The following is a 19,746-nucleotide window of genomic DNA, read 5'->3' as shown; positions in this document are numbered from 1 at the left end:
TTTATTTCCTGGATAAATTTACTGCAGGCAGTGAGCCATCTTGTTGCCCTTTCCTGATGGCTTTATTGATTTGCTCGATAATGCCTTTGTCCTCGGACGCCAGGATTGCAAAGTGGATATAATCCACGAACAGATAATGGTCAAGCACCTTGAATGTCACGCCAGGTGGCATTGGCGTGTCAGGTGCAATGTCAGGCATGGTCTTGTTCAGCATCACCTCGACTTTGCGCGGGTCGGGATCATAGTGGCTGAACAGCATGACATCCGTGCGCTTGCTGAGTAGTTTTTTCAGACGTGAAGACATGGAATAGACGTCATCTTCTATGAGCAACAAGCTGGCCTTGGCCTTGTCAAATTCATCGCCATAGGTAGAGCCACGTATCATGCTGACAGTTTTTCCTTGCAAGTCAGCAATGCGGGAAAATGGAAAGATCTGATCACTCCTGACCACCAGCCAGATGAAGGTACCAAAAGCCGGGATGGAAAAATGCAGGGTTTGCGCACGTTCTTTGGTCTTGGACAAACCAAAAGCCAGGCCTTCGCCTTCATTCAGGTTTTGCAACAAGCGTGTCCATGGATAACGTCGGTACTCAAACTGCATTTGCAATTCTTTTTCGACATAAGCTACACACTGTTGAAAGACAGGGTTAAAGGGGATTTGTGGTGTGTTGGTGGTATTCGATTCCACGATCAAAAAAACTTGCTTGCGCAATTCTGCTACCCAGGCAGAGGGAGAAAACAGCAAGGGAAGACTACTCAGGAAATACCTTCGATGTCGGTGTAGCTTTTTTAATATCATCGTTATGATCTTCCCCACAGATTGGCTGCCTGTTTCCCTTTATCAGAAAATATTCTACTCCTTAAGATTTGCTGGCATATTTCAAACGATGCGAATTAAGTTTATTTTGCAAATACATAACCGCCTGGAGCAACACCTAGCCCCTTATCGGTGACAACCATCGCCTTGATGCGTGTAGAACCAGAATGCTTGGCCAGCCAGACTTGCCAATGTAACCACCATGAGCCTGTTTCAGTCGTTGCCGCAGCCAGCCAGTCATCCGCTTGTTGGAATGAAGCTGCTCGCTGATCCCTAGGCAAATGTTGAAAAGTGCGGTGGGTGTGGCCTGGTTCTGAGACGATACCTGCATTGTGGCCGCCAGACGCCAATACAAAATCAATCGGTGCATCTGTCAGTACATGGATTTTATAGACCGAGCGCCATGGTGAAACATGGTCGCGTGCGGTACCAACAACGTACATGGGCGTGCGGATATTATTCAATGCCACGGCATGCCCATGTACTTCATAACGGCCTTCTGCCAGGTCATTGTGCAGGAACAGATGCTTCAGATATTCGCTATGCATGCGGTAGGGCATACGTGTGGTATCGGCATTCCATGACATCAAGTCGTTTGGTGAATTGCGCGTACCCAACTGATATTCACGCATGATCTTTGACCAGATCAGGTCGCGTGAATTAAGCAATTGAAATGAACCCGTCATTTGCTCGCCAGTGAGATAACCTTGCTCCCACATTTGCGCATCCAGCATGGCTATCTGGCTTTCATCTATGAACAGGCCAAGTTCGCCAGGTTCAGTGAAGTCAGTTTGTGATGCCAGCAAGGTCACGGTCTGCACTGCTGGCAAATGGTGGGTATATTCTTTGGCATTTTCACTTGCCAGCGCTGCCGCAGCAATCGCCAGTAAAGTACCACCCAGACAGTAACCAACTGCATGCACCGGTTTTTTGAGGCTTAATTTCCCCACTTCTTCGAGTGCAGCAAACAGGCCACTATCGAGGTAGTCCTGCATGCCAAGATGACGGTCTTCCTTGCCTGGATTTTTCCAGGAAATCATGAAAACCGTATGCCCCTGACTCACCAGAAAACGCACGAGAGAATTATGTGGCGACAAGTCGAGAATATAGTATTTCATGATCCATGAAGGCACGATCATGACAGGTTCTGCATACACTTTCGCAGTTTGCGGCGCATATTGTATGAGTTCTATCAGGTGATTGCGAAACACCACCTTGCCCTCTGTCACGGCGACATCCCGGCCTGGCTGGTAAGACAGTTGTTCAGTCTTGCGCTTACCCACAACTATGCCCGCAGCCGCGCCAGGAATATTATATTCCAGACCATGGTCCTGCATCCAGTGTGCTGCACCTGTCATCAGGTTCTTGCCACCAGTTTCCTGCGTGCTTGCAATCACTTCCGGATTGAGCATGGGGAAGTTCGACGGCGACACTATATCCAGCAACTGCCTGGACATGAAGTTGACGACATTTTCATGATGAGCACTGACGCCACGCACACCTGTAGTTGCCGTTTGTAATAATTCCTGTCCTTGCAGGAAAGACTGACTCATGGCATTAAAAGGCCAGTTAACCCAGCCAGCATAAGCAAAGCGGCTATCTGATGGCGCACTAGATATCCTCTTTTCTTCAGCCTTATCATTCGTTAATGCAGGTGCCATCAATTGTGGCCAGCTACTCATCTGCTTTTGCAGCAAGTTAGCCAGTTCTATCTGCTTGCCAGGTGACATCGCGATATGCAAGCTCCAATCCATCCAGGCCAGCGCCATGCTGGCAGGTGAGAGGCCGCCGGTCAGTTTGGCGATATTGTTTTGCAAGAGCATGTCCAGAGGATGTACTACTGCTTTGCCGTCACTCAGATAGCATACTTGTTCACTTTTTTCTTGAGGTTTTTGGTAAGGCGGAGTAGCGCTGTAATTAGTTTTCATCGGCATATCCTTGTAGTATTCCTATACATTCTGGCAGCCACGTCACTCAATTGAATTGACACGCATCAATTGCATTGTGCAAATGCAGCAATACAAACAGAGTACACTTCTTTGTGAGCCATCATGAGTTTGTCCGGCCATGTCTTTGCGATGGATATGTATAAAGTTTGATCTGCATCAATGTTTCGATTGCTGGCATGCCAGATTCAGGTGTGCGCAAGCAAGATGGCGCTCGCAAGCCTCTTAAGCGAATTTCTTACATCACCATGATTGGTTGAAAAATGACCGAAGCAAGTTCTTCTTTTTCATTGCAAGGCAAGCGTGGCATCATCATCGGCCTCGCTAATGAACACAGCATTGCCTACGGATGTGCTGCCATGTTACGGCAACTGGGTGCAAAAATGGTTCTATCCTGCGTGAATGACAAAGCCCGGCAATTCGTGGCACCACTGGCTGCCGCGCTTGAATCAAGGCTGGTGGTGTGCGATGTCGAGCAGCAAGGTTCTATGGACGTACTGGTCGATGTAGCAGTGAAGGAACTGGGTGAATTGGATTTCGTCATTCATTCCATTGCCTGGGCACCGCTGGATGACCTGCATGGCCGGGTCATCGACAGTTCCAGTGCCGGCTTCTCGCGTGCCATGAATGTGTCCTGCCATTCATTTGCCCACCTCGCCAAATTATGCGAACCGCATTTGAGTAAGAATGCCAGTATCATGACCATGACCTACTTGGGCGCAGACGAAGCGGTGGCCCACTATGGCATCATGGGGCCGGTCAAGGCTGCACTGGAGTCAACCGTGCGCTACCTGGCAACTGAGCTTGGCGCCAAGGGCACGCGGGTACACGCCATTTCTCCTGGCCCTGTGCCTACCCGCGCTGCATCGGGTTTGCAGGATTTTGATGTGCTGATGCAAAAAGCCATAGACCGCTCACCTTTGGGCAGGCTGGTGACCCTGGATGAAATCGGCAGGTTGTCCGCCTTTTTGGTCAGCGATGCATCTTCTGGCATGACAGGCCAAACCCTGTATGTCGATGGTGGTTATCATATTGTGAATTGATGAAAGTCCAGTACCCTATGACTACAATAAACACTAATTTAAACGAGCCAGACATCATTTCCAACGTGGTGTACGAAGATATACAAATAGGGCAGAGCGCGAGCCAGGTACGTACGTTGACCAATGCCGATATCCAGGCTTTTGCCACGGTCTCTGGCGATGTCAATCCGGCTCATCTGGATGCCGACTATGCAGCACATACCTTGTTCCATGGTGTGATCGCCCATGGCATGTGGGGTGGGGCGCTGATTTCCACCATCCTGGGCACGCGCCTGCCTGGGCCAGGTACGATTTATCTGGAACAAAACCTGCACTTTGCCAAGCCTGTGCGCATAGGCGACACCCTGACTGTGTCAGCGACCGTCGTGGCAAAAGATGATGAAAAAAAGCGCGTTACCCTGGACTGCGAAATCATCAACCAGAAAGGTGACAGGGTCGTCTATGGCAATGCCCTGGTCATTGCCCCGACAGAAAAAGTCAGCCGCCCGCGTACACGTTTGCCCACAATGACCATGTTTGACCTGGGTGAGCGACAGCGTCATCTGCTGGATAGCGTTAAGGATTTGCCTGCGATACGCTGCGCGGTTGTCCATCCCTGCGATGCCGATTCTTTACAAGGCGCAGTGGATGCTGCCCGGCAAAGCCTGATTATTCCAGTGCTGGTCGCCCCGCTGGAAAAGCTGCTCGCAGTTGCTGCAGCAGCAAATATTGATATCACAGGATTTGAAAAAATCGACGCACCGCATAGCCATGGTGCCGCCGACATAGCTGCCGACATGGCCGCCAAAGGCCAGGTAGAAGCCTTGATGAAAGGCAGCCTGCATACTGATGAACTTATGCATGCCGTGGTTGAATGCACTGCCCTGCGCACCGGTAGACGACTGTCACACGTTTATCATCTGGATGTACCGATGTACCACAAGCTCTTGTTGCTGACCGACGCTGCCTTGAATATCTATCCTGGCTTGCCAGAAAAAGCCGACATACTGCAAAATGCCATCAACTTGGCGCACGCGCTGAACATCCCCCTACCCAAGGTCGCGCTGTTGTCGGCGGTAGAAACGGTGAACCCTAAAATCATGTCCACCATCGATGCTGCTGCATTGTGCAAAATGGCAGAACGCAAGCAAATCACAGGCGCAATTGTTGATGGCCCGCTGGCATTCGACAATGCCATCTCTGCCCGTGCAGCACAGATCAAGGGCATAGTTTCTGCCGTCTCTGGAGATGTTGATATCCTCATGGTGCCAGATCTGGAATCGGGCAATATGCTGGGCAAACAATTTGAATATCTGGCAGGTGCTGCGATTTGTGGCGTTGTCCTGGGTGCCAAAGTGCCTATCGCATTGACCAGCCGTGCCGATGGGCCATCTTCCAGAGTTGCTTCTGCCGCACTGGTCAAATTGCTGGCACATGCGTACCGGAAGAATGCGCCATGAAAACCCCGGTTATTCTCTCCGTGAATTCAGGTTCATCCAGCATCAAGTTTGCCTTGTACCCATACACTAAGGCGGGAGTCACACGCAGCAATCTGACTGGCGTGATTGAGGGCCTGCAACCCGGTGGCAAGCCCGTCATAGAATTCCACGCAGGTACTGAAGTGCAGCAATGGACTCTGGACGAAGCTGCAATCAAGGCGGCAGATGGTGACCAGTTTTCTGCTGCATTAGCAGCCCTGCACGGCTTATTGATGAGCCATAGTGCAGACATACAGATTGCCGCCGTTGCCCACCGCATAGTCCACGGTGGTGAACGCTTTTCATCCTCCATTATTATCGATGATGAAGCCCTTACTTACCTGCATACCCTCGATATGCTGGCACCTCTGCACCAGCCGCATAATCTCGAAGGCGTAGCCGCTTTCCGCCGTGCTTATTCCGGTATACCGCAGATAGGCTGTTTTGATACCGGCTTCCATGCCGATATGCCGGCATGCGAAACCACGCTGGCTTTACCGCAATCTTTGCGCGCCACTGGCATACGCCGGTACGGTTTTCATGGCCTGTCTTACCGCTATGTCGCCAGCCACCTGGCCCGGCAATCAGCACGCGCATTTGATCCCGCAGCCGGGCGCGTCATCATGCTGCACCTCGGTAATGGTGCCAGTGCCTGCGCCATGAAAAATGGTAAAAGCTTCGCCACCTCCATGGGCTTTTCTGCACTCGACGGCCTGATGATGGGCACCCGCTGCGGCGCCCTAGACCCCGGCGTCTTGCTACACCTGATGCATCAGGGCTGGGACGCAAAACACATAGAAACCACCCTCTACAAAGAATCCGGCCTGCTTGGCATCTCAGGCATCTCCGCCGACATGCGCACCTTGCGCGCGAGCAGCGACCCACAAGCCAGCTTCGCCATCGATTTATTCACCTACCGCGTCATACGGGAATGTGGCGCACTGAGTGCCTGTTTAAACGGCCTGGATGTGCTGGTATTTACCGGTGGTATAGGTGAGCATGATGCCGTATTGAGGCAGCAAGTGGCAGAAGGGTTGAACTATCTTGGCATCCAAGTAGATGCCGGAAAAAACGCAGCGGCATGTGGTGACGACATCATGGCGATACATACACTAGTCAGCAGTGCAGAAGTCTGGGTCGTGCCTACCGATGAGGGGCGGGTAGCAGCGATGGATGCGCAGCAACTACTTCATCTCAAGCAATGAATTGTATTTTCTAAGCGCACTTTAATTGCACTCAATAGCAGTCTTGAAACCGACACCAGAACCAGAACCAGAACCAGAACCAGAACCAGAACCAGAACCAGAACCAGAACCAGAACGTATATTGCTATATGATTCGGTCATTTGATTTTAGTCTTGTTTGCTGCGGCGATCTTTTTTTGATCACTTCGATCTTGCTCTTCAGATTATGCAATTCTTTCAAGGACTCAGCCGCTTTTGGGGACAGATTTTCTGTCTCTTTTACGATCTCCGGCAATACGTCAGTGATCAAACCCAATTGAGTGCCATACGAAGCGAGCTGAAATACCTGGGCTTCTATTTCTGCATTGCCAGAAACAGGTGGAATCATGTTGTAGAACCAGGTCGTATTCGGCTCTATGCTTTGGGCGACACTACCACTCCAGGGAAAGTGAACCTGTGGTGATCAAACCCATAACCATGGATACATGATAGCTCCTTGTTTGATGAAAATTTCAATAAACGGTCACTGGCGACTTGAGACAAGAATTATTTTTTGATCAGATTGAATTATCTCTTTTTATTTAGCACCTTAATCACCAAAGCCAGCATGTTAAGAGTCGCTTCTTTTTGAAAGCCACTTTCAATCAGTTGTGATTTGAAACTCCTGGCAAATTGTGCCTTTTTATAGATATTCATGTCTTGCTTGCGGTTAAATTGATAAACCTTCATCGTAATTAACTGCAACGTTTCTTGCTTTTTCCAGAAAAATTTATCCTTGTTCATTGCCATTTCTTGCGGCAAGTCTTCTGCGACAAATTTTGCCAATTCTTTTCCAAAATTTATCGCAGCTTTTGCATTAAACCAGTTGATCATCAGGCACTTTCAAGAAATCTATATTAAAGAGGCTGTATGGCCAGCATGTTGCATATATCAATTATTGCTTGATGACCATGCCCTGGCCTGTGGGCAGCTCTAGAACCTGATATCCCCGTTTTTCAAACCAAGGGTCTTCGGCCAGTTTCTGTTCTCTGTAATATACCCAGCCATAGTCATCCAATATCAACACTGCGCCAGGAACCATTCTCTCGAACAGGACATCAAGTGCGCCTATTTCAGCTTGTGCATTATTAATATCCAGGTGCATGAACGCTATTTTCTCAGGCGCGGCAATTGTCAGACTGTCGGGAATATTTCCTTGGGTGATGCAGACATTAGGAAAGTCGGAAAATTTTTCCTGAACCTGTTGATATAAAGTCCTGCCATGTTCAGGCATGGCGTGATGCGGCATCTTGTCGTCATGTTCAAACAAATCATATAGAAAATATTTTCTGTCCGAGTTTTTCATATCCATGTAGTCACAGATGATTCTTGCCGTCGTTCCTTTGTAACAGGCAATTTCGACAAAATCGCCGTCCAGTTTTGCACCATTCTTTGCTGCCCAGCATACGGTTGCGTAACGCCATATCAGCGATTGCTCCACCAGATCACTGGTGTGCGCATAGAATGCTGCCATGAACTTTTCGTCTTCAAGAAAGCTGAGGTTACGGTTGTATGTAAAAATATGATCACCGGCGAAAATACCGACTTTGTGCTCCATTTGATCAACAGCATCCTGGAGGTGTTTCATGAATAAGCTGTGATCCTTGAGACCATAAAACTGGCTTGTTGTAAAATTTTGCATAAAATTATTTCCTGGTCAGCAAGTTGATATTATTTATTTTTTCGAATTTATACATAAGTCAAAGCATTATTTTTCTTGATAGAGCGAGTCGCAAAGCGTGATTCACTGATGCAGGTATGCCTGGAACCATATGAAAATGAGCGAAATATAGCATAGCTTAAATAGATGATCATGAGATAATTAAAAACAATGCTCTGCATCTTCAGTACCTAAATGCACTTGAATTACAGTTGAATTTTCAAATTTCCGGATGGCTGTCTTCAATTGTTGAATCGTACTGACATTTTACCCACGTTGTGCATGTTTTCTTTTTATCTTGTTGAACAACAGGCAGAGATGATTGGTAAGGAATTGCCAGTTAGCGGCATTCGCCAGAAGTGCAATCTCGTCGATCGAAAGTAGATAAGGGGTGTTTTGCCAATTTGCCTTCCAGCCACTGGACTTGCTGCATATAGCTTATTTTGTCTCCAGCGACTTCTTTCAGCCTTTCATTCGCGCATGTAGTTTCAAACAAGAGGCACAGTGATTCTCTTGCCGGCCTTAGCTTCTTTCACCGGACATGACCTTGCGAAGAGCGTTGCTGGCCGTTTTGACTATCCTTTGTTATGCCGTATCTTCGTCAATCAAACCAGAATGATGCAATACGATTCTTTTTAAGAAACCCGCATGTCCTGCCACGATATAAAAGGCCAGCGGCAATTCATACAGCTCGTCTTTTTGGAGTTTGTGCGCAAGGCTCGACTCTATACGTACACCGGCCAAACTGCACGGTTGCTTCTTTTTCCTCCAAGATACTGGCCACTAGCGATGCCTGGCCAAACATAGGGAGAAGAGTCGTACATAGTACAAGTAGCCCAGGAACAAAACGACTGCATGTAGTACGAAACAATTTTGGGCGCAATTCCATCAGTTGTACAAGTTAAGGTTTTTATAGACTTGTCGTCCATTGCTGATTGAAGTTTACTCCGTCAATGGTCGTTTAGCCCATTCTGGCGCTTCGCACGGATCAGGTTTGTTACCGTTGAAGTCGGCTAAGACCTGTACAGTCTGATCATCGCGCTGCCAGTGCAATTTTCCATTGGCAGTAAATACCAAGCGATTATTTTGGTCGCGGCCTGACCATTCTGCACCTGCCACTTCATTACTGGATGATTGTCGTTCTCCACCACCGTTGTAAACCTCCAGTCCGTGCGGAATATGGTCAGGGTGAGCTTGGCCCATAGAACACGAAGATAGAGAGATTATGCGGTTCGCTATAAAATAGCCTCCGCCACCCCAAGTGCCACCCTCGGGCCATAGCCCTAGCGCATGTAACCAGGGCAGGCGACTGACCGCCGTCCAGGATGATTTATAGTCTCTGCGCCAGGGTCGCGCCTGAAGCACGAAATAGAGTAACAGTTCCCCATCTGGCGACAGGTTACAGCGTTGAGGGTATAAACGGCCACGCATCCATGCGCCAGATTGAAAGAAGTCATTGCGGGTATCCCAGCGAATGACGTGAAACCAATTGCTTGGTCCCCGCGCGAAGATTGCCGCCACATGGGCTTCTTTGGCAAAAATGACGAATAGTCTTGGGCTGGGTGCTGGTGTACTCATGGATATGATATGGATAGACTGTTTGGCTTATTTAAACAAGCAATAAGCGACATTTCGCGCATTGCTGATGAGCCTCTCCGCGCTTAGATAGGGGCAAGCTTCGCATGAAGAGCTTCACTCATCTTATTCTGAATATTTTTCTATTGCATATCACATCAAAATTAAATCGTACTATTTTTTGATCTATTTACGTTTGTTGTCGTGCATTCGAAATTTTAAGTATTTGATTTTAAAGTGGAATTTTTTTAACCCCCACATTTTTGGATAATCTGCATCTATTGTGACCTACGTTTAGCACACTATTCTACTTATTTTGATGGGTAAGAGGCAGGAGTGATTGACGTGGCATTATCAGCTATTATCCGACGCTGGCATATTCGTGATCAGATTCCAGTACGTCAGATCGCCGCACGACTGGGTACTTCTCGCAATAATGTCCGGCACAACCTGCACAGCGCTACCCACGCAGCGCCATCTATTTTTTGAAGTCACTGAGTCTGCCTATGCAGAGAGGCAAACAAGCAATGCATCGATAAATATGCATTGCGCTTTCAAGCTGACTTAAGAACGAAGCAGCAAAAAAATCGTAAGCAACGACGCAGATCAAAACAGTTTCACGAGGATTTGAAAGAATTGAGATTTGAAGGGGAGATATGACAGGTGGCAGCCTTCGCCAGGAAGTAGAAGCTGGATCAAACTGACTGACAGGCCAATTCAGCAAGCAATCGAATAATATGTATCCCCATTGACGTTTCCTTCGCTACTTTTAAAATGGTAGAGGAGTTTGGGAAGGCTTGGCTGACTCCAGAAAAGAGTCAACCATTGAAGCCTCAGGAAAATTACATGAAAAATGCATTATTCGCTTGAGGCAATGCAAATGGCATGGAACCCGGCGACAGCTTCCGACTTTACACAGTTGCTGAGCAAAGATCACGCCATTTGCCAGAGAAATTACATTTCCAGACCAGCTTCAATATCGGATACTTTGCGGCGTGCAAGAGCCAGGTTGGATTTGGATTTATCAAGCACGACATACAAAAACAAGCCTTCGTGTTTGGCCAAAGGGCGCAAGATGTGGTATTGCTTGCCTAGGGTAATCAGGATGTCTTCAATCACATCATCGATTGCCAGGGATTGCATGGTTTTCAGTTTTGCACGAACTACTTCGGTATTGCCAGCTGCTGCAATTTCCAAATCCAGTCCGCTTCCTGCTTGTCCCAAGATCATGCCGCTGCCTGAATCTACCAAAGCTGCACATTGCGCACCATCCAGGCTCAGTAAACTTTGTACTGATTGATTAATACTAGCCATTCAAAACTCCAAAATGAGGACGTCAATGAAAAAACAAACGACGTGACGCCTAAACGACATTTGTTTGAAATAATCTATGCACGATAATGTGCGGGCTTCTTTAATTCAGCGGATGGTCAGTTTCTCCAACGGCCTGTTTCCTGCCTGTTGGAGGCTTTTGCTCCAGGATTTTGTAGTCCTTAGGCATTCTGCAAATTACGCGCCGCCTGCTTCGCAAAATATAATATTTGCCCGACTATCGCATCCCGGCCTGCGACCACACTCATGATCAGCGAACCTTGTTCTCTCTGAATCTGGAATATCAGTAATAATCCAAATTTTGCTTCTATGATCAGGTTTTCACAAGCGCCAAGATTGCTTTCTTCACCAGCCAATGCACCGAGAGACGCCAGCGAGCTCGACATCGCAGACAAGCGGGTAACCAGTGCATTACTTTCAACGCGCGCGGCGACTTCAAATCCATCTTCCGTAGAAATCACAACCGCCTTTATTCCCTTCACTTGCGAATGGACAAAATCAACTGCTTTTTTTGCGTTCTCTGTCAAACTTTGATCAATCTGCATAACTATCCATATCTTGCTTCGCTTCTAGCTGAAGCATCAGTAACTCTAACAATTCAGCAACATGCCTGGCTTCACGAACATCTGCTTCCAAAACCGGGCACAAGATGCCCCGTTGATTAAGGTGTTCACAAAAATATTCAATATTTGGTTCAGGATGTGTATCCATGTGACTGATGGCGACGACGCAACTTGTCGTCTCAATCAAATTCTTAAAGCCGTCCAGATAAAGGTTCAAATCAGCTACAGGATCAGGCTTGCGGTTATCAATTAAAATGATCAGGCCCAATGCACCACGCGATAATATCTCCCACATAAAATCGAAACGTTGCTGGCCGGGAGTGCCGTACAGTCTTAATTTGTCTCCATTACTCAGAGACATTTCTCCATAGTCCAGCCCAACCGTCGTGGTCAATTTATCGATATCCACGTCATTATTTTTGACATCTGTATTCAGCGTCGTTACTTCACTTACTGCAGTGATAGCGGTTGTTTTTCCTGCGCCTGCAGGACCGGTAAACAATACTTTGTAATCCATGATCAATCTGTTCCCATGATGCGAGACAGCTTGCTACGTATCCGCGACAGGACGCCAGGTTGGATATATGCAGGCATAGATGGTAGATTTGGATTTTCCAGTTTCATTTCCATAGATTCTTTTGATAACAGTCCTGACGAGTGCAGGTCCGATATAAAGGACCTACATATTTCGATATCCAGACCAGATTTCTTATTCAGCGTTTCTGCTGAAATCGCTTGCTTCGTCATGACTGTCGCCAGGCGAATGCGGTCACGGGTATTGACCAGGTTCGGTGGTGGCCATCGCTTCAGGCGATAATGTTGCGCAAGATCAGAAGCTGGCAATTGTGTCGCTGCAGGCGCAGTAGAATTTCCACCGATTGCCATGCCTATGCGATTTAAAGCAGTCGCAATTTCAATGGAATTCAATGGCAGGGACAAGTATTTTTCGTCCCCTGTGTTTGATGCAGAGAGAGTCAGTGCATGCAATGCACCAGTATCTTTTTGTGAATTGGACGGGGCCACTCCTTCACCATAAATGATGAGATCAGGTGACGTTTCACGGTACAACCATTGATGCTGCAAGTTGAAGTTCAGCACACGAACATACGACTTGAAAAGCTCAGCATCCCTGAAAGCAACACCATGTAAGCTGAAATAAAATTTTTTTCGATTAGGCATGAGATTGGTTTATTGCGGACCTTTTAACAGCAAAACACATATCACTGTTGAAGACATTTTTAATGCAATTGATTGAGCTGCATGCGTCATACCAAGGACCAGTAAATATTTCTTGACCAGCATACTATCACCGTAAAGTGAAAAAACGACTGTTTACCGGTTTGCTAAACAAGCGCATTTTTTAAGTGTCGTTTAGTGCTAATCAACGCTATGCATTTTATTATTGCCGTCGTTATTTTTACTAAAGACTATGATTCTATATATTCACTTTTTCGTTGAGTCTGATTGCCGAAACTTTACACAATAATTCCATGCCACACTGCAATCAATTGTCAAAATAGGCAATTGAAAAAATGAAGTAATTATCTTTAACATTCACGCCAGTTCAGGACGGATTACATGACAATGTTTGAAATATAAAGAGCGCGGCTGCAATGCGATGCTGTTCATTTTTGTACATCAGTTTCATTACTTAAAAAAATTGCCAGCATATCGCTGGCAATTTTTTTTGAGAAATTCGTCGAATTGTTCAGGTAGTCATTACATCAAAATAATATCGTACTGCTCCTGATGAAACACACTTTCGACTTGCAGTGAAATCGGCTTGCCGATGAAGTCGCCGAGCATGGCCAGGTGCTGGGATTCTTCTTCGAGGAACATGTCGACCACGACTTGTGAGGCCATGATGCGGAATTCTCTCGGGTTGAATTGCTTGGCTTCGCGCAGCAGTTCGCGCAGGATTTCGTAGCAGATGGTGCGGGCGGTTTTGACCTGGCCTTTACCGCTGCAGGCAGGGCAGGGTTCGCATAGCACATGGGCCAGTGATTCGCGTGTACGCTTACGGGTGACTTCGACCAGGCCGAGGGCAGAGAAATTGGATACCGATAGCTTGGTGCGGTCGCGTGACAGCGCCTTGTTTAGTTCTGACAAGACGGCGGTCTTGTGTTCTTCATTCTCCATATCGATGATGTCGAGAATGATGATGCCACCGAGATTACGCAGGCGTAGCTGGCGGGCAATGGCGTGGGCGGCTTCGAGGTTGGTCTTGAAAATGGTGTCGTCGAAGTTGCGGCCGGCAACAAAGCTGCCGGTGTTGACGTCGATGGTGGTCATGGCCTCGGTCTGGTCGACGATGAGGTAACCACCAGATTTCAAGTCAACGCGGCGGCCCAATGCGCGCTCAATTTCTTCTTCCACACCATGCAAGTCAAACAGCGGGCGCTCGCCTATATAGTGTTGCAGCTTGCCGAGTACTGATGGCATGTAGTGCGTGGCAAACTCTTGCAGCATGATGTAATTTTCACGCGAGTCTACTTGTATGCTATCGGTTTCTTCATTGACGAAATCGCGCAAGACGCGTTGGGCCAAATTAAGGTCCTGATATAGCAAAGTAGTCGGCGGCTGAGTCTTGGCTAATTGCAGTATGGTGGACCAGGTGCGGCGCAGGTAATCAACGTCGGCTTTCAAATCTTCATCGGAGGCATCTTCTGCCATGGTGCGGACGATAAAGCCGCCTTTTTCTTCTGGCTGCTGCAGGCTTAGTACTTTGGCGCGCAGGGCTTCGCGTTCTGCTTCGTTTTCTATTTTTTGCGAGATACCAATATGGGAATCTTGCGGCAGGTAGACCAGCATGCGGCCAGCGATGGAAATCTGGGTAGATAAGCGGGCGCCTTTGGTGCCTATCGGGTCTTTGACGACTTGCACCGTGACGGACTGACCGTCGAAGAGCAGTTTTTCTATCGGTGTCAGTGGCGCATTGGTATTGCCATTGGCGTCTTGCGAGCGGGCGTCCCAGATGTCGGCAACGTGCAAAAAGGCAGCGCGTTCCAAACCTATGTCGATAAAGGCAGACTGCATGCCAGGCAAGACGCGCACGACTTTGCCCAGGTAGATATTACCGACCAGGCCGCGCGACAATGTACGTTCTATATGGAGTTCTTGTACCGCACCCTGAAATATCAGGGCGACGCGGGTTTCTTGAGGGGTGATATTGATGAGGAGGTTTTCGCTCATAAGCTTCTCTGATACTTCAATTTAGGGAATAAAGATACCTGCCTGACGCAGTAGCTGGCAGGTTTCAAATAAAGGTAATCCCATGATGCCAGAATAACTCCCTTTGATGTGTGAAATAAAACGGGCAGCCGCGCCCTGTATGCCATAGCCCCCGGCTTTGTCATAGGGTTCATTGCTATTGCAGTAGGCCAGTATCTGCTGTTCATCAAGCTTAGCAAAACTGACTTCAGAACATTGGGTGACAGCGGCACTGCCCTGTGCAGAATGCACGGCAATGCTGGTCAGTACCATATGTGTCTGGCCTGCCAGCATGCTCAACATTTGTATGGCTTCTTGCTTGTCGGCAGGCTTGCCCAGTATTTGCTTGCCGAGTACCACAGTGGTGTCGGCGGCGAGCACGGGGCGTGGCAGCATTTTGCGCAGATGCATGATTTTCCATGCCTTGTCTGCTTTTTCCTGGGTGACACGGCTGACATAGGCTTCTGGTGCTTCGCCGGGCAAGACGATTTCGGTCACATCTGGCCCGCGCGGTGCGGCATCGCGCAGCAGTAGTAAGTCAAATTCTATGCCCGCCTGGTGCAGCAATTCGCGGCGTCTTGGGCTTTTTGATGCCAGGTAGATTTTATTTTCTTTTAGCATGGCGGTCTCCTTGGTATGACTTATACCCGGTGATAAGGGTGGTTCTGGGTAATTGACCAGGCGCGGTATAGCTGTTCAGCCAGCAGTACCCTGACCATGCCATGCGGCAGGGTCAGGCTGGAGATGCGTATCAGGGTATCGGCTTTGGCCTTGAATTCTGCGTCCAGGCCATCGGCACCACCGATGATGAAGACGACATCGCGGCCATCCTGCTGCCATTGTGTGAGGTTTTGCGACAGGGCGACGCTGGTCCAGTCTTTGCCACGTTCATCGAGGGCGACGATACGGGCATTCTTGGGTATCACGGCTTCTATCCTGGTGCGCTCTAGTGCCATGACAGTCTCAGCAGTTTTGCTGCCCGAGCGCTCTACCGGTTTGATTTCCTTGAGGATGACGCGGCATTCTAGCGGCATGCGTTTGGCATACTCCTGAAAACCGGTTTCTATCCAGGAAGGCATTTTGTGCCCGACGGCGGCGATGATCAATTGCATGTTTTTGTCTGTTTGCTGCGAATAGTAGATAGAAACCTGGTGACCTTAAACAAATGGCTGCACCAGGCAGCCATTTGGATTAAAACTAAACAGAGAATTATTCCTCTGTTGCTTTCTTACGAGCCGGAGCGCGTTTTGTTGGAGCTGCTGCGGCGTTGGCGGTACGCTTTTCTGCGGCTTGCTTGGCAGAGGCAGTGGCAGTTTTAGTCGCTGCAACTTTAACGCGGCCACCAGTTGGTATCTTGGCTGGTTTTACCGGTTTGGCAGCGCTGCCATCAGCGGCTTTGCGGGCTGCGGGTTTGCGTGCTGGCTTGCCATCAGCATCACCAGTAGTTTTGGTGACGCGTGGTTTTCGAGCTGGTTTCTTTTCATCTTCCAGCGTGGTCTGGATAGCCATCATGTCATGCGTAACTTCCAGCGGAGCAGCTTTGCCAGCCACTTTGCGGACGCGTTTAGGCTTGTCGCTTTCTTCTTCAGCCTCGACCTTTTTAGCGGACGTACGCTTTGCTGCGCCAAATTTGACAGGTGTGTCGCCCCACAGTTCTTCCAGGCGGTAGTAGGCGCGGATGGCTGGTTGCATGATATGGACGACGATATCACCCAAATCGACCAGTACCCATTCGCCAGTCGCTTCACCTTCCATGCTGATGATCGTGCCGCCGTTTTCCTTGACTTTGTCGCGTACGGACGCGGCCAAAGCCTTGGTTTGACGGTTGGATGTACCAGAGGCGATACAAACGCGGTCAAACAGGCTGGTCAGGTGACTTGTTTCAAATAATTGTATGTCTTGCGCCTTGACGTCTTCCAGAGCGTCAATGACCAAGGCTTGCAGTTTTTTAATATCCATATTTTTATTGGTAAATAGTTTGTTGTTGTAGGTAGTCTAGCACCTTGTGCGGGACTAGCAATCTTGTTGTCGGGTTATGCTGTTTTAATTCAGTACGTAGTTGGGTCGCAGATACATCCTGCGCCAGATTTCTCTCCAGATAAGTGCCACCGGCTGGCCGTGTGCGCATTTCCAGGGCGCTGATGGCATTTTTCTTCCAGATATCAGCAATGTCGGGGCTGCTGATATCAAGGCTGAAACCCGGGCGTGATGCAGCACACAAATGCGCTACTTCGAGCAAAGCCTGCCAATTGCGCCAGGTATGCAAATTTTGCAACTGATCTGCCCCCATGGCAAACACCAGTGATGCCTCATCGCCAACTTCTCTGCGTAGCTGGTGCAAGGTATCGATGGTGTAATTACTTTTACCCTGTTCTGCGCGGACGATTTCTTGCTCATCTATCCTGACAGGGCAGAGTTGCCAGTTTTCAAAAGCTAGCTTCAACATGGTCAGTCTTTGTGTCGCTGTGGCTTGCAACTCATTCTTTTGCCATTGCTGGCCTACGGGAATGATGCGCAACTCATCCGGTTGCAATGCCGTTGCCAGGCTATGGGCAAGGGCAATGTGCCCCAGATGAACAGGGTCAAAGCTGCCACCCAGCACCAGAACACAAGGTTTTGTTGCAGTGTCTATACCCATTCCCTGTGTACCAGAAAGTCTGTTGCCAGTGCGGCTTCCGGGCTGCCTGCTTCCGGTTTCCAGTCATAGCGCCATTTGACGATGGGGGGCATGGACATCAGTATGGACTCTGTCCTGCCGCCAGATTGCAGGCCAAAATGCGTGCCACGGTCAAATACAAGATTGAATTCTACATAGCGGCCACGGCGGTAAGCCTGAAAATCACGTTCACGTTCGCCATATTCCTGGTCTTTGCGTCGTTCCAGGATAGGGCGATAAGCCGGAATAAAGGCATTGCCGACGCTACGCATCATGGCAAAACTGCTGGCAAAATCCTGTTCATTAAAATCATCGAAGAAGATACCGCCTACACCACGGGCTTCTTTACGGTGTTTCAGGTAAAAATACTCGTCGCACCATTTCTTGAAACGGGCATGCAAGTCTGCGCCGAATGGCTGTACTGCCATTTTACAGGTTTGGTGAAAATGCACTGCATCTTCAGTAAAACCATAGTAAGGTGTCAAGTCCATGCCACCGCCAAACCACCAGACATCTTCCTGCCCTTCGGCACGGGTGGTGAAAAAGCGAACATTCATGTGTACCGTAGGGGCATAAGGGTTGCGTGGATGCAGGACCAGCGAGACACCCATGGCTTCCCACTGACGGCCAGCCAGCTCAGGGCGGGCGGCAGCGGCAGATGGTGGCAGGTTTTTACCCATGACATGCGAGAAATTCACGCCACCACGTTCAAATACCTTGCCTTCTTCTATCACACGCGAGATACCGCCGCCGCCTTCCGGGCGCTCCCAGCTATCTGTAATAAAAGTATGGCCATCAACTTCTTCAAGAGCCGCGACTATACCAGCCTGCAAGCCCAAGAAGTAATTTTTAACCGCGAGTGTATCCGTCATTCTGCTATCTACTCTAAAAAACGTAAGGGGCTGGACTAGTCCTCGGACTATTCTCAACCCACTTTAAAACATCGGTTGCGCATATCGAAATGCATCCCTGACCAGGACCTGAGGACTTAGTGTTTGCGGTTCAACGCACGCCAGCCTATGTCACGGCGATATTGCATGCCGTCGAAATGGATTTTTTCCACCACGTCATAAGCATGTTTTTGCGCCAGCTTGACGGTGTCGCCCAGGCCAACCACGCATAACACACGGCCACCGGTCACATTCAAGGTCTTTTCATTGAGTGATGTGCCAGCATGGAAGGTCACTGTGTCCACTGTTTCTGCAGGGATACCGGTGATTTTGTCACCTTTGCGAGGTGTATCAGGGTAACCAGAGGCGGCCATGACGATGCCCATGGCGGTACGCCTGTCCCATTCCAGTTCCACAGTATCAAGCGTGCCATTGACTGCGTGTTCAACGACATGCAGCAAATCTGTCTTCAGGCGTGCCATGATGGGCTGGGTTTCAGGGTCGCCCATGCGGCAATTGAATTCTAGCGTTTTTGGGTTGCCCTGGTCATCAATCATCAGGCCGGCATACAAAAAGCCGGTAAATACGATGCCATCCTTGGCCATGCCCTGTACGGTAGGCACGATGATTTCGCGCATGACGCGTGCATGCAATTGTGGCGTGACGATAGGGGCAGGGGAGTAGGCACCCATGCCGCCGGTATTAGGACCTTCGTCATTGTCGAGCAAACGCTTATGGTCCTGGCTGGTCGCCAGCGGCAATATATTCTTGCCATCGACCATGACGATAAAACTGGCTTCTTCACCTGCCAAAAACTCTTCAATCACCACGCGGGCGCCAGCATCACCCAGCTTATTGTCTGACAACATCATATCGACTGCTGCATGTGCTTCTTCAACGGTCATGGCAACGACCACGCCTTTGCCAGCCGCCAGGCCATCGGCCTTGATGACGATAGGTGCTCCCTTGGCATTGATGTACTCATGCGCAGGGACCAGCTCAGAAAATGTCTGGTACTCAGCCGTAGGAATAGCATGCCTGTGCATGAATGCCTTGGCAAAATCCTTGGAGCTTTCCAGTTGTGCGGCTTCTTTGCTCGGGCCAAAGATTTTCAAACCACGGTCGCGGAAAATATTGACGATGCCTGCAGCCAGCGGCACTTCAGGGCCGACCACGGTAATGCCTATGTTTTCTTGCTCGGCAAAGTCTGCCAGTGCTGCCGGGTCTGTGATGCTGATGTTTTTCAGACGACTATCTGCAGCCGTACCACCGTTGCCGGGGGCGACAAAAATGGTTTGTACACGTTCAGATTGTGCCAGTTTCCAGGCGAGGGCATGTTCACGGCCACCAGAGCCGACTACGAGTAATTTCATC

Annotated in this window: 19 protein-coding genes; 3 read left to right on the top strand and 16 right to left on the bottom strand. The window is 49.0% G+C overall.

What is annotated here, in order from left to right:
- Position 1 precedes the first annotated feature (1 nt).
- Both ACO0LG_RS18145 and ACO0LG_RS18140 read right to left on the bottom strand, forming a co-directional pair.
- Positions 2–745, bottom strand: a complete 744-nt coding sequence (locus tag ACO0LG_RS18145) for a substrate-binding periplasmic protein (RefSeq protein ID WP_423028880.1) — start codon at positions 743–745, stop codon at positions 2–4.
- A 155-nt stretch (positions 746–900) separates the two neighbouring features.
- Complete coding sequence (locus tag ACO0LG_RS18140; RefSeq protein WP_423028878.1) at positions 901–2,745, bottom strand: PHA/PHB synthase family protein; 1,845 nt, start codon at positions 2,743–2,745, stop codon at positions 901–903.
- A 281-nt stretch (positions 2,746–3,026) separates the two neighbouring features.
- On the opposite strand from ACO0LG_RS18140, the gene fabI reads away from it, so the two are divergent.
- Genes fabI through ACO0LG_RS18125 form a run of 3 tightly spaced genes read left to right on the top strand, consistent with a single transcriptional unit; the run spans position 3,027 to position 6,468 of the window.
- Positions 3,027–3,806, top strand: coding sequence for an enoyl-ACP reductase FabI (gene fabI / locus ACO0LG_RS18135; RefSeq protein ID WP_423028876.1), 780 nt, complete (start codon positions 3,027–3,029; stop codon positions 3,804–3,806).
- A 17-nt stretch (positions 3,807–3,823) separates the two neighbouring features.
- On the top strand, positions 3,824–5,245 hold the full coding sequence (locus ACO0LG_RS18130) for a bifunctional enoyl-CoA hydratase/phosphate acetyltransferase (RefSeq protein WP_423028874.1): 1,422 nt from the start codon (positions 3,824–3,826) through the stop codon (positions 5,243–5,245).
- Positions 5,242–6,468 carry an acetate/propionate family kinase gene (locus ACO0LG_RS18125; protein ID WP_423028872.1) on the top strand — a complete coding sequence of 409 codons (1,227 nt, stop codon included), beginning with the start codon at positions 5,242–5,244 and terminating at the stop codon, positions 6,466–6,468. The genes ACO0LG_RS18130 and ACO0LG_RS18125 overlap by 4 nt, the downstream gene beginning before the upstream one ends.
- Before the next feature lie 546 nt (positions 6,469–7,014).
- Here the strand turns inward: ACO0LG_RS18125 and ACO0LG_RS18120 are convergent.
- The 14 genes from ACO0LG_RS18120 to purD all read right to left on the bottom strand — a co-directional run bounded on the left by ACO0LG_RS18120 (position 7,015) and on the right by purD (position 19,745).
- A complete protein-coding gene (locus ACO0LG_RS18120; protein ID WP_423028870.1) occupies positions 7,015–7,320 on the bottom strand; it encodes a hypothetical protein in 306 nt (101 codons plus the stop codon).
- A gap of 61 nt (positions 7,321–7,381) precedes the next feature.
- Positions 7,382–8,074 (bottom strand): TylF/MycF/NovP-related O-methyltransferase, encoded by a 693-nt coding sequence (locus ACO0LG_RS18115; protein WP_423028868.1) that lies wholly within the window; start codon positions 8,072–8,074, stop codon positions 7,382–7,384.
- Positions 8,075–9,088: 1,014 nt separating this feature from the next.
- The gene (locus ACO0LG_RS18110; RefSeq protein ID WP_423028866.1) at positions 9,089–9,724 is read right to left on the bottom strand and encodes a hypothetical protein; all 636 of its coding nucleotides are present in this window, start codon (positions 9,722–9,724) and stop codon (positions 9,089–9,091) included.
- A gap of 951 nt (positions 9,725–10,675) precedes the next feature.
- A complete protein-coding gene (locus ACO0LG_RS18105) occupies positions 10,676–11,035 on the bottom strand; it encodes a hypothetical protein (RefSeq protein ID WP_422950630.1) in 360 nt (119 codons plus the stop codon).
- Between the two features lie 179 nt (positions 11,036–11,214).
- Positions 11,215–11,598, bottom strand: coding sequence for a hypothetical protein (locus tag ACO0LG_RS18100; RefSeq protein ID WP_423028864.1), 384 nt, complete (start codon positions 11,596–11,598; stop codon positions 11,215–11,217).
- A complete protein-coding gene (locus ACO0LG_RS18095; RefSeq protein ID WP_423028862.1) occupies positions 11,588–12,133 on the bottom strand; it encodes a GTP-binding protein in 546 nt (181 codons plus the stop codon). Before ACO0LG_RS18095 ends, ACO0LG_RS18100 begins: the two co-directional genes overlap by 11 nt.
- A gap of 2 nt (positions 12,134–12,135) precedes the next feature.
- Complete coding sequence (locus tag ACO0LG_RS18090) at positions 12,136–12,795, bottom strand: hypothetical protein (protein WP_423028860.1); 660 nt, start codon at positions 12,793–12,795, stop codon at positions 12,136–12,138.
- A 540-nt stretch (positions 12,796–13,335) separates the two neighbouring features.
- Positions 13,336–14,808: a ribonuclease G gene (gene rng / locus ACO0LG_RS18085; protein ID WP_423028858.1), complete on the bottom strand. Its 1,473-nt coding sequence runs from the start codon at positions 14,806–14,808 to the stop codon at positions 13,336–13,338.
- Between the two features lie 21 nt (positions 14,809–14,829).
- Positions 14,830–15,447 (bottom strand): Maf family protein, encoded by a 618-nt coding sequence (locus ACO0LG_RS18080; RefSeq protein WP_423028856.1) that lies wholly within the window; start codon positions 15,445–15,447, stop codon positions 14,830–14,832.
- A 20-nt stretch (positions 15,448–15,467) separates the two neighbouring features.
- A complete protein-coding gene (gene rlmH / locus ACO0LG_RS18075) occupies positions 15,468–15,938 on the bottom strand; it encodes a 23S rRNA (pseudouridine(1915)-N(3))-methyltransferase RlmH (protein ID WP_423028854.1) in 471 nt (156 codons plus the stop codon).
- 97 nt (positions 15,939–16,035) lie between these two features.
- Positions 16,036–16,785, bottom strand: a complete 750-nt coding sequence (gene rsfS / locus ACO0LG_RS18070) for a ribosome silencing factor (protein WP_423028852.1) — start codon at positions 16,783–16,785, stop codon at positions 16,036–16,038.
- A 4-nt stretch (positions 16,786–16,789) separates the two neighbouring features.
- Complete coding sequence (nadD, locus tag ACO0LG_RS18065; protein ID WP_423028850.1) at positions 16,790–17,464, bottom strand: nicotinate (nicotinamide) nucleotide adenylyltransferase; 675 nt, start codon at positions 17,462–17,464, stop codon at positions 16,790–16,792.
- Positions 17,455–18,354 carry an oxygen-dependent coproporphyrinogen oxidase gene (gene hemF, locus ACO0LG_RS18060; protein ID WP_423028848.1) on the bottom strand — a complete coding sequence of 300 codons (900 nt, stop codon included), beginning with the start codon at positions 18,352–18,354 and terminating at the stop codon, positions 17,455–17,457. The genes nadD and hemF overlap by 10 nt, the downstream gene beginning before the upstream one ends.
- A 116-nt stretch (positions 18,355–18,470) precedes the next feature.
- Positions 18,471–19,745 carry a phosphoribosylamine--glycine ligase gene (purD, locus tag ACO0LG_RS18055; protein WP_423028846.1) on the bottom strand — a complete coding sequence of 425 codons (1,275 nt, stop codon included), beginning with the start codon at positions 19,743–19,745 and terminating at the stop codon, positions 18,471–18,473.
- Between the last annotated feature and the right edge of the window lies 1 nt (position 19,746).

It is taken from the genome of Undibacterium sp. Ji42W (assembly GCF_049340405.1).
GTDB lineage: Bacteria > Pseudomonadota > Gammaproteobacteria > Burkholderiales > Burkholderiaceae_D > Undibacterium.
This window is presented reverse-complemented; position numbering and strand designations above follow the sequence as displayed.

Coding starts and splice junctions, on each gene's coding strand:
- fabI (WP_423028876.1), top strand. CDS start 3,027: ATGACCGAAGCAAGTTCTTCTTTTTCATTGCAAGGCAAGCGTGGCATC.
- ACO0LG_RS18090 (WP_423028860.1), bottom strand. CDS start 12,795: ATGCCTAATCGAAAAAAATTTTATTTCAGCTTACATGGTGTTGCTTTC.
- ACO0LG_RS18130 (WP_423028874.1), top strand. CDS start 3,824: ATGACTACAATAAACACTAATTTAAACGAGCCAGACATCATTTCCAAC.
- hemF (WP_423028848.1), bottom strand. CDS start 18,354: ATGACGGATACACTCGCGGTTAAAAATTACTTCTTGGGCTTGCAGGCT.
- nadD (WP_423028850.1), bottom strand. CDS start 17,464: ATGGGTATAGACACTGCAACAAAACCTTGTGTTCTGGTGCTGGGTGGC.
- ACO0LG_RS18115 (WP_423028868.1), bottom strand. CDS start 8,074: ATGAAACACCTCCAGGATGCTGTTGATCAAATGGAGCACAAAGTCGGT.
- rng (WP_423028858.1), bottom strand. CDS start 14,808: ATGAGCGAAAACCTCCTCATCAATATCACCCCTCAAGAAACCCGCGTC.
- ACO0LG_RS18080 (WP_423028856.1), bottom strand. CDS start 15,447: ATGCTAAAAGAAAATAAAATCTACCTGGCATCAAAAAGCCCAAGACGC.
- ACO0LG_RS18095 (WP_423028862.1), bottom strand. CDS start 12,133: ATGGATTACAAAGTATTGTTTACCGGTCCTGCAGGCGCAGGAAAAACA.
- ACO0LG_RS18140 (WP_423028878.1), bottom strand. CDS start 2,745: ATGAAAACTAATTACAGCGCTACTCCGCCTTACCAAAAACCTCAAGAA.
- purD (WP_423028846.1), bottom strand. CDS start 19,745: ATGAAATTACTCGTAGTCGGCTCTGGTGGCCGTGAACATGCCCTCGCC.
- ACO0LG_RS18105 (WP_422950630.1), bottom strand. CDS start 11,035: ATGGCTAGTATTAATCAATCAGTACAAAGTTTACTGAGCCTGGATGGT.
- rlmH (WP_423028854.1), bottom strand. CDS start 15,938: ATGCAATTGATCATCGCCGCCGTCGGGCACAAAATGCCTTCCTGGATA.
- ACO0LG_RS18125 (WP_423028872.1), top strand. CDS start 5,242: ATGAAAACCCCGGTTATTCTCTCCGTGAATTCAGGTTCATCCAGCATC.
- rsfS (WP_423028852.1), bottom strand. CDS start 16,785: ATGGATATTAAAAAACTGCAAGCCTTGGTCATTGACGCTCTGGAAGAC.
- ACO0LG_RS18100 (WP_423028864.1), bottom strand. CDS start 11,598: ATGCAGATTGATCAAAGTTTGACAGAGAACGCAAAAAAAGCAGTTGAT.
- ACO0LG_RS18110 (WP_423028866.1), bottom strand. CDS start 9,724: ATGAGTACACCAGCACCCAGCCCAAGACTATTCGTCATTTTTGCCAAA.
- ACO0LG_RS18120 (WP_423028870.1), bottom strand. CDS start 7,320: ATGATCAACTGGTTTAATGCAAAAGCTGCGATAAATTTTGGAAAAGAA.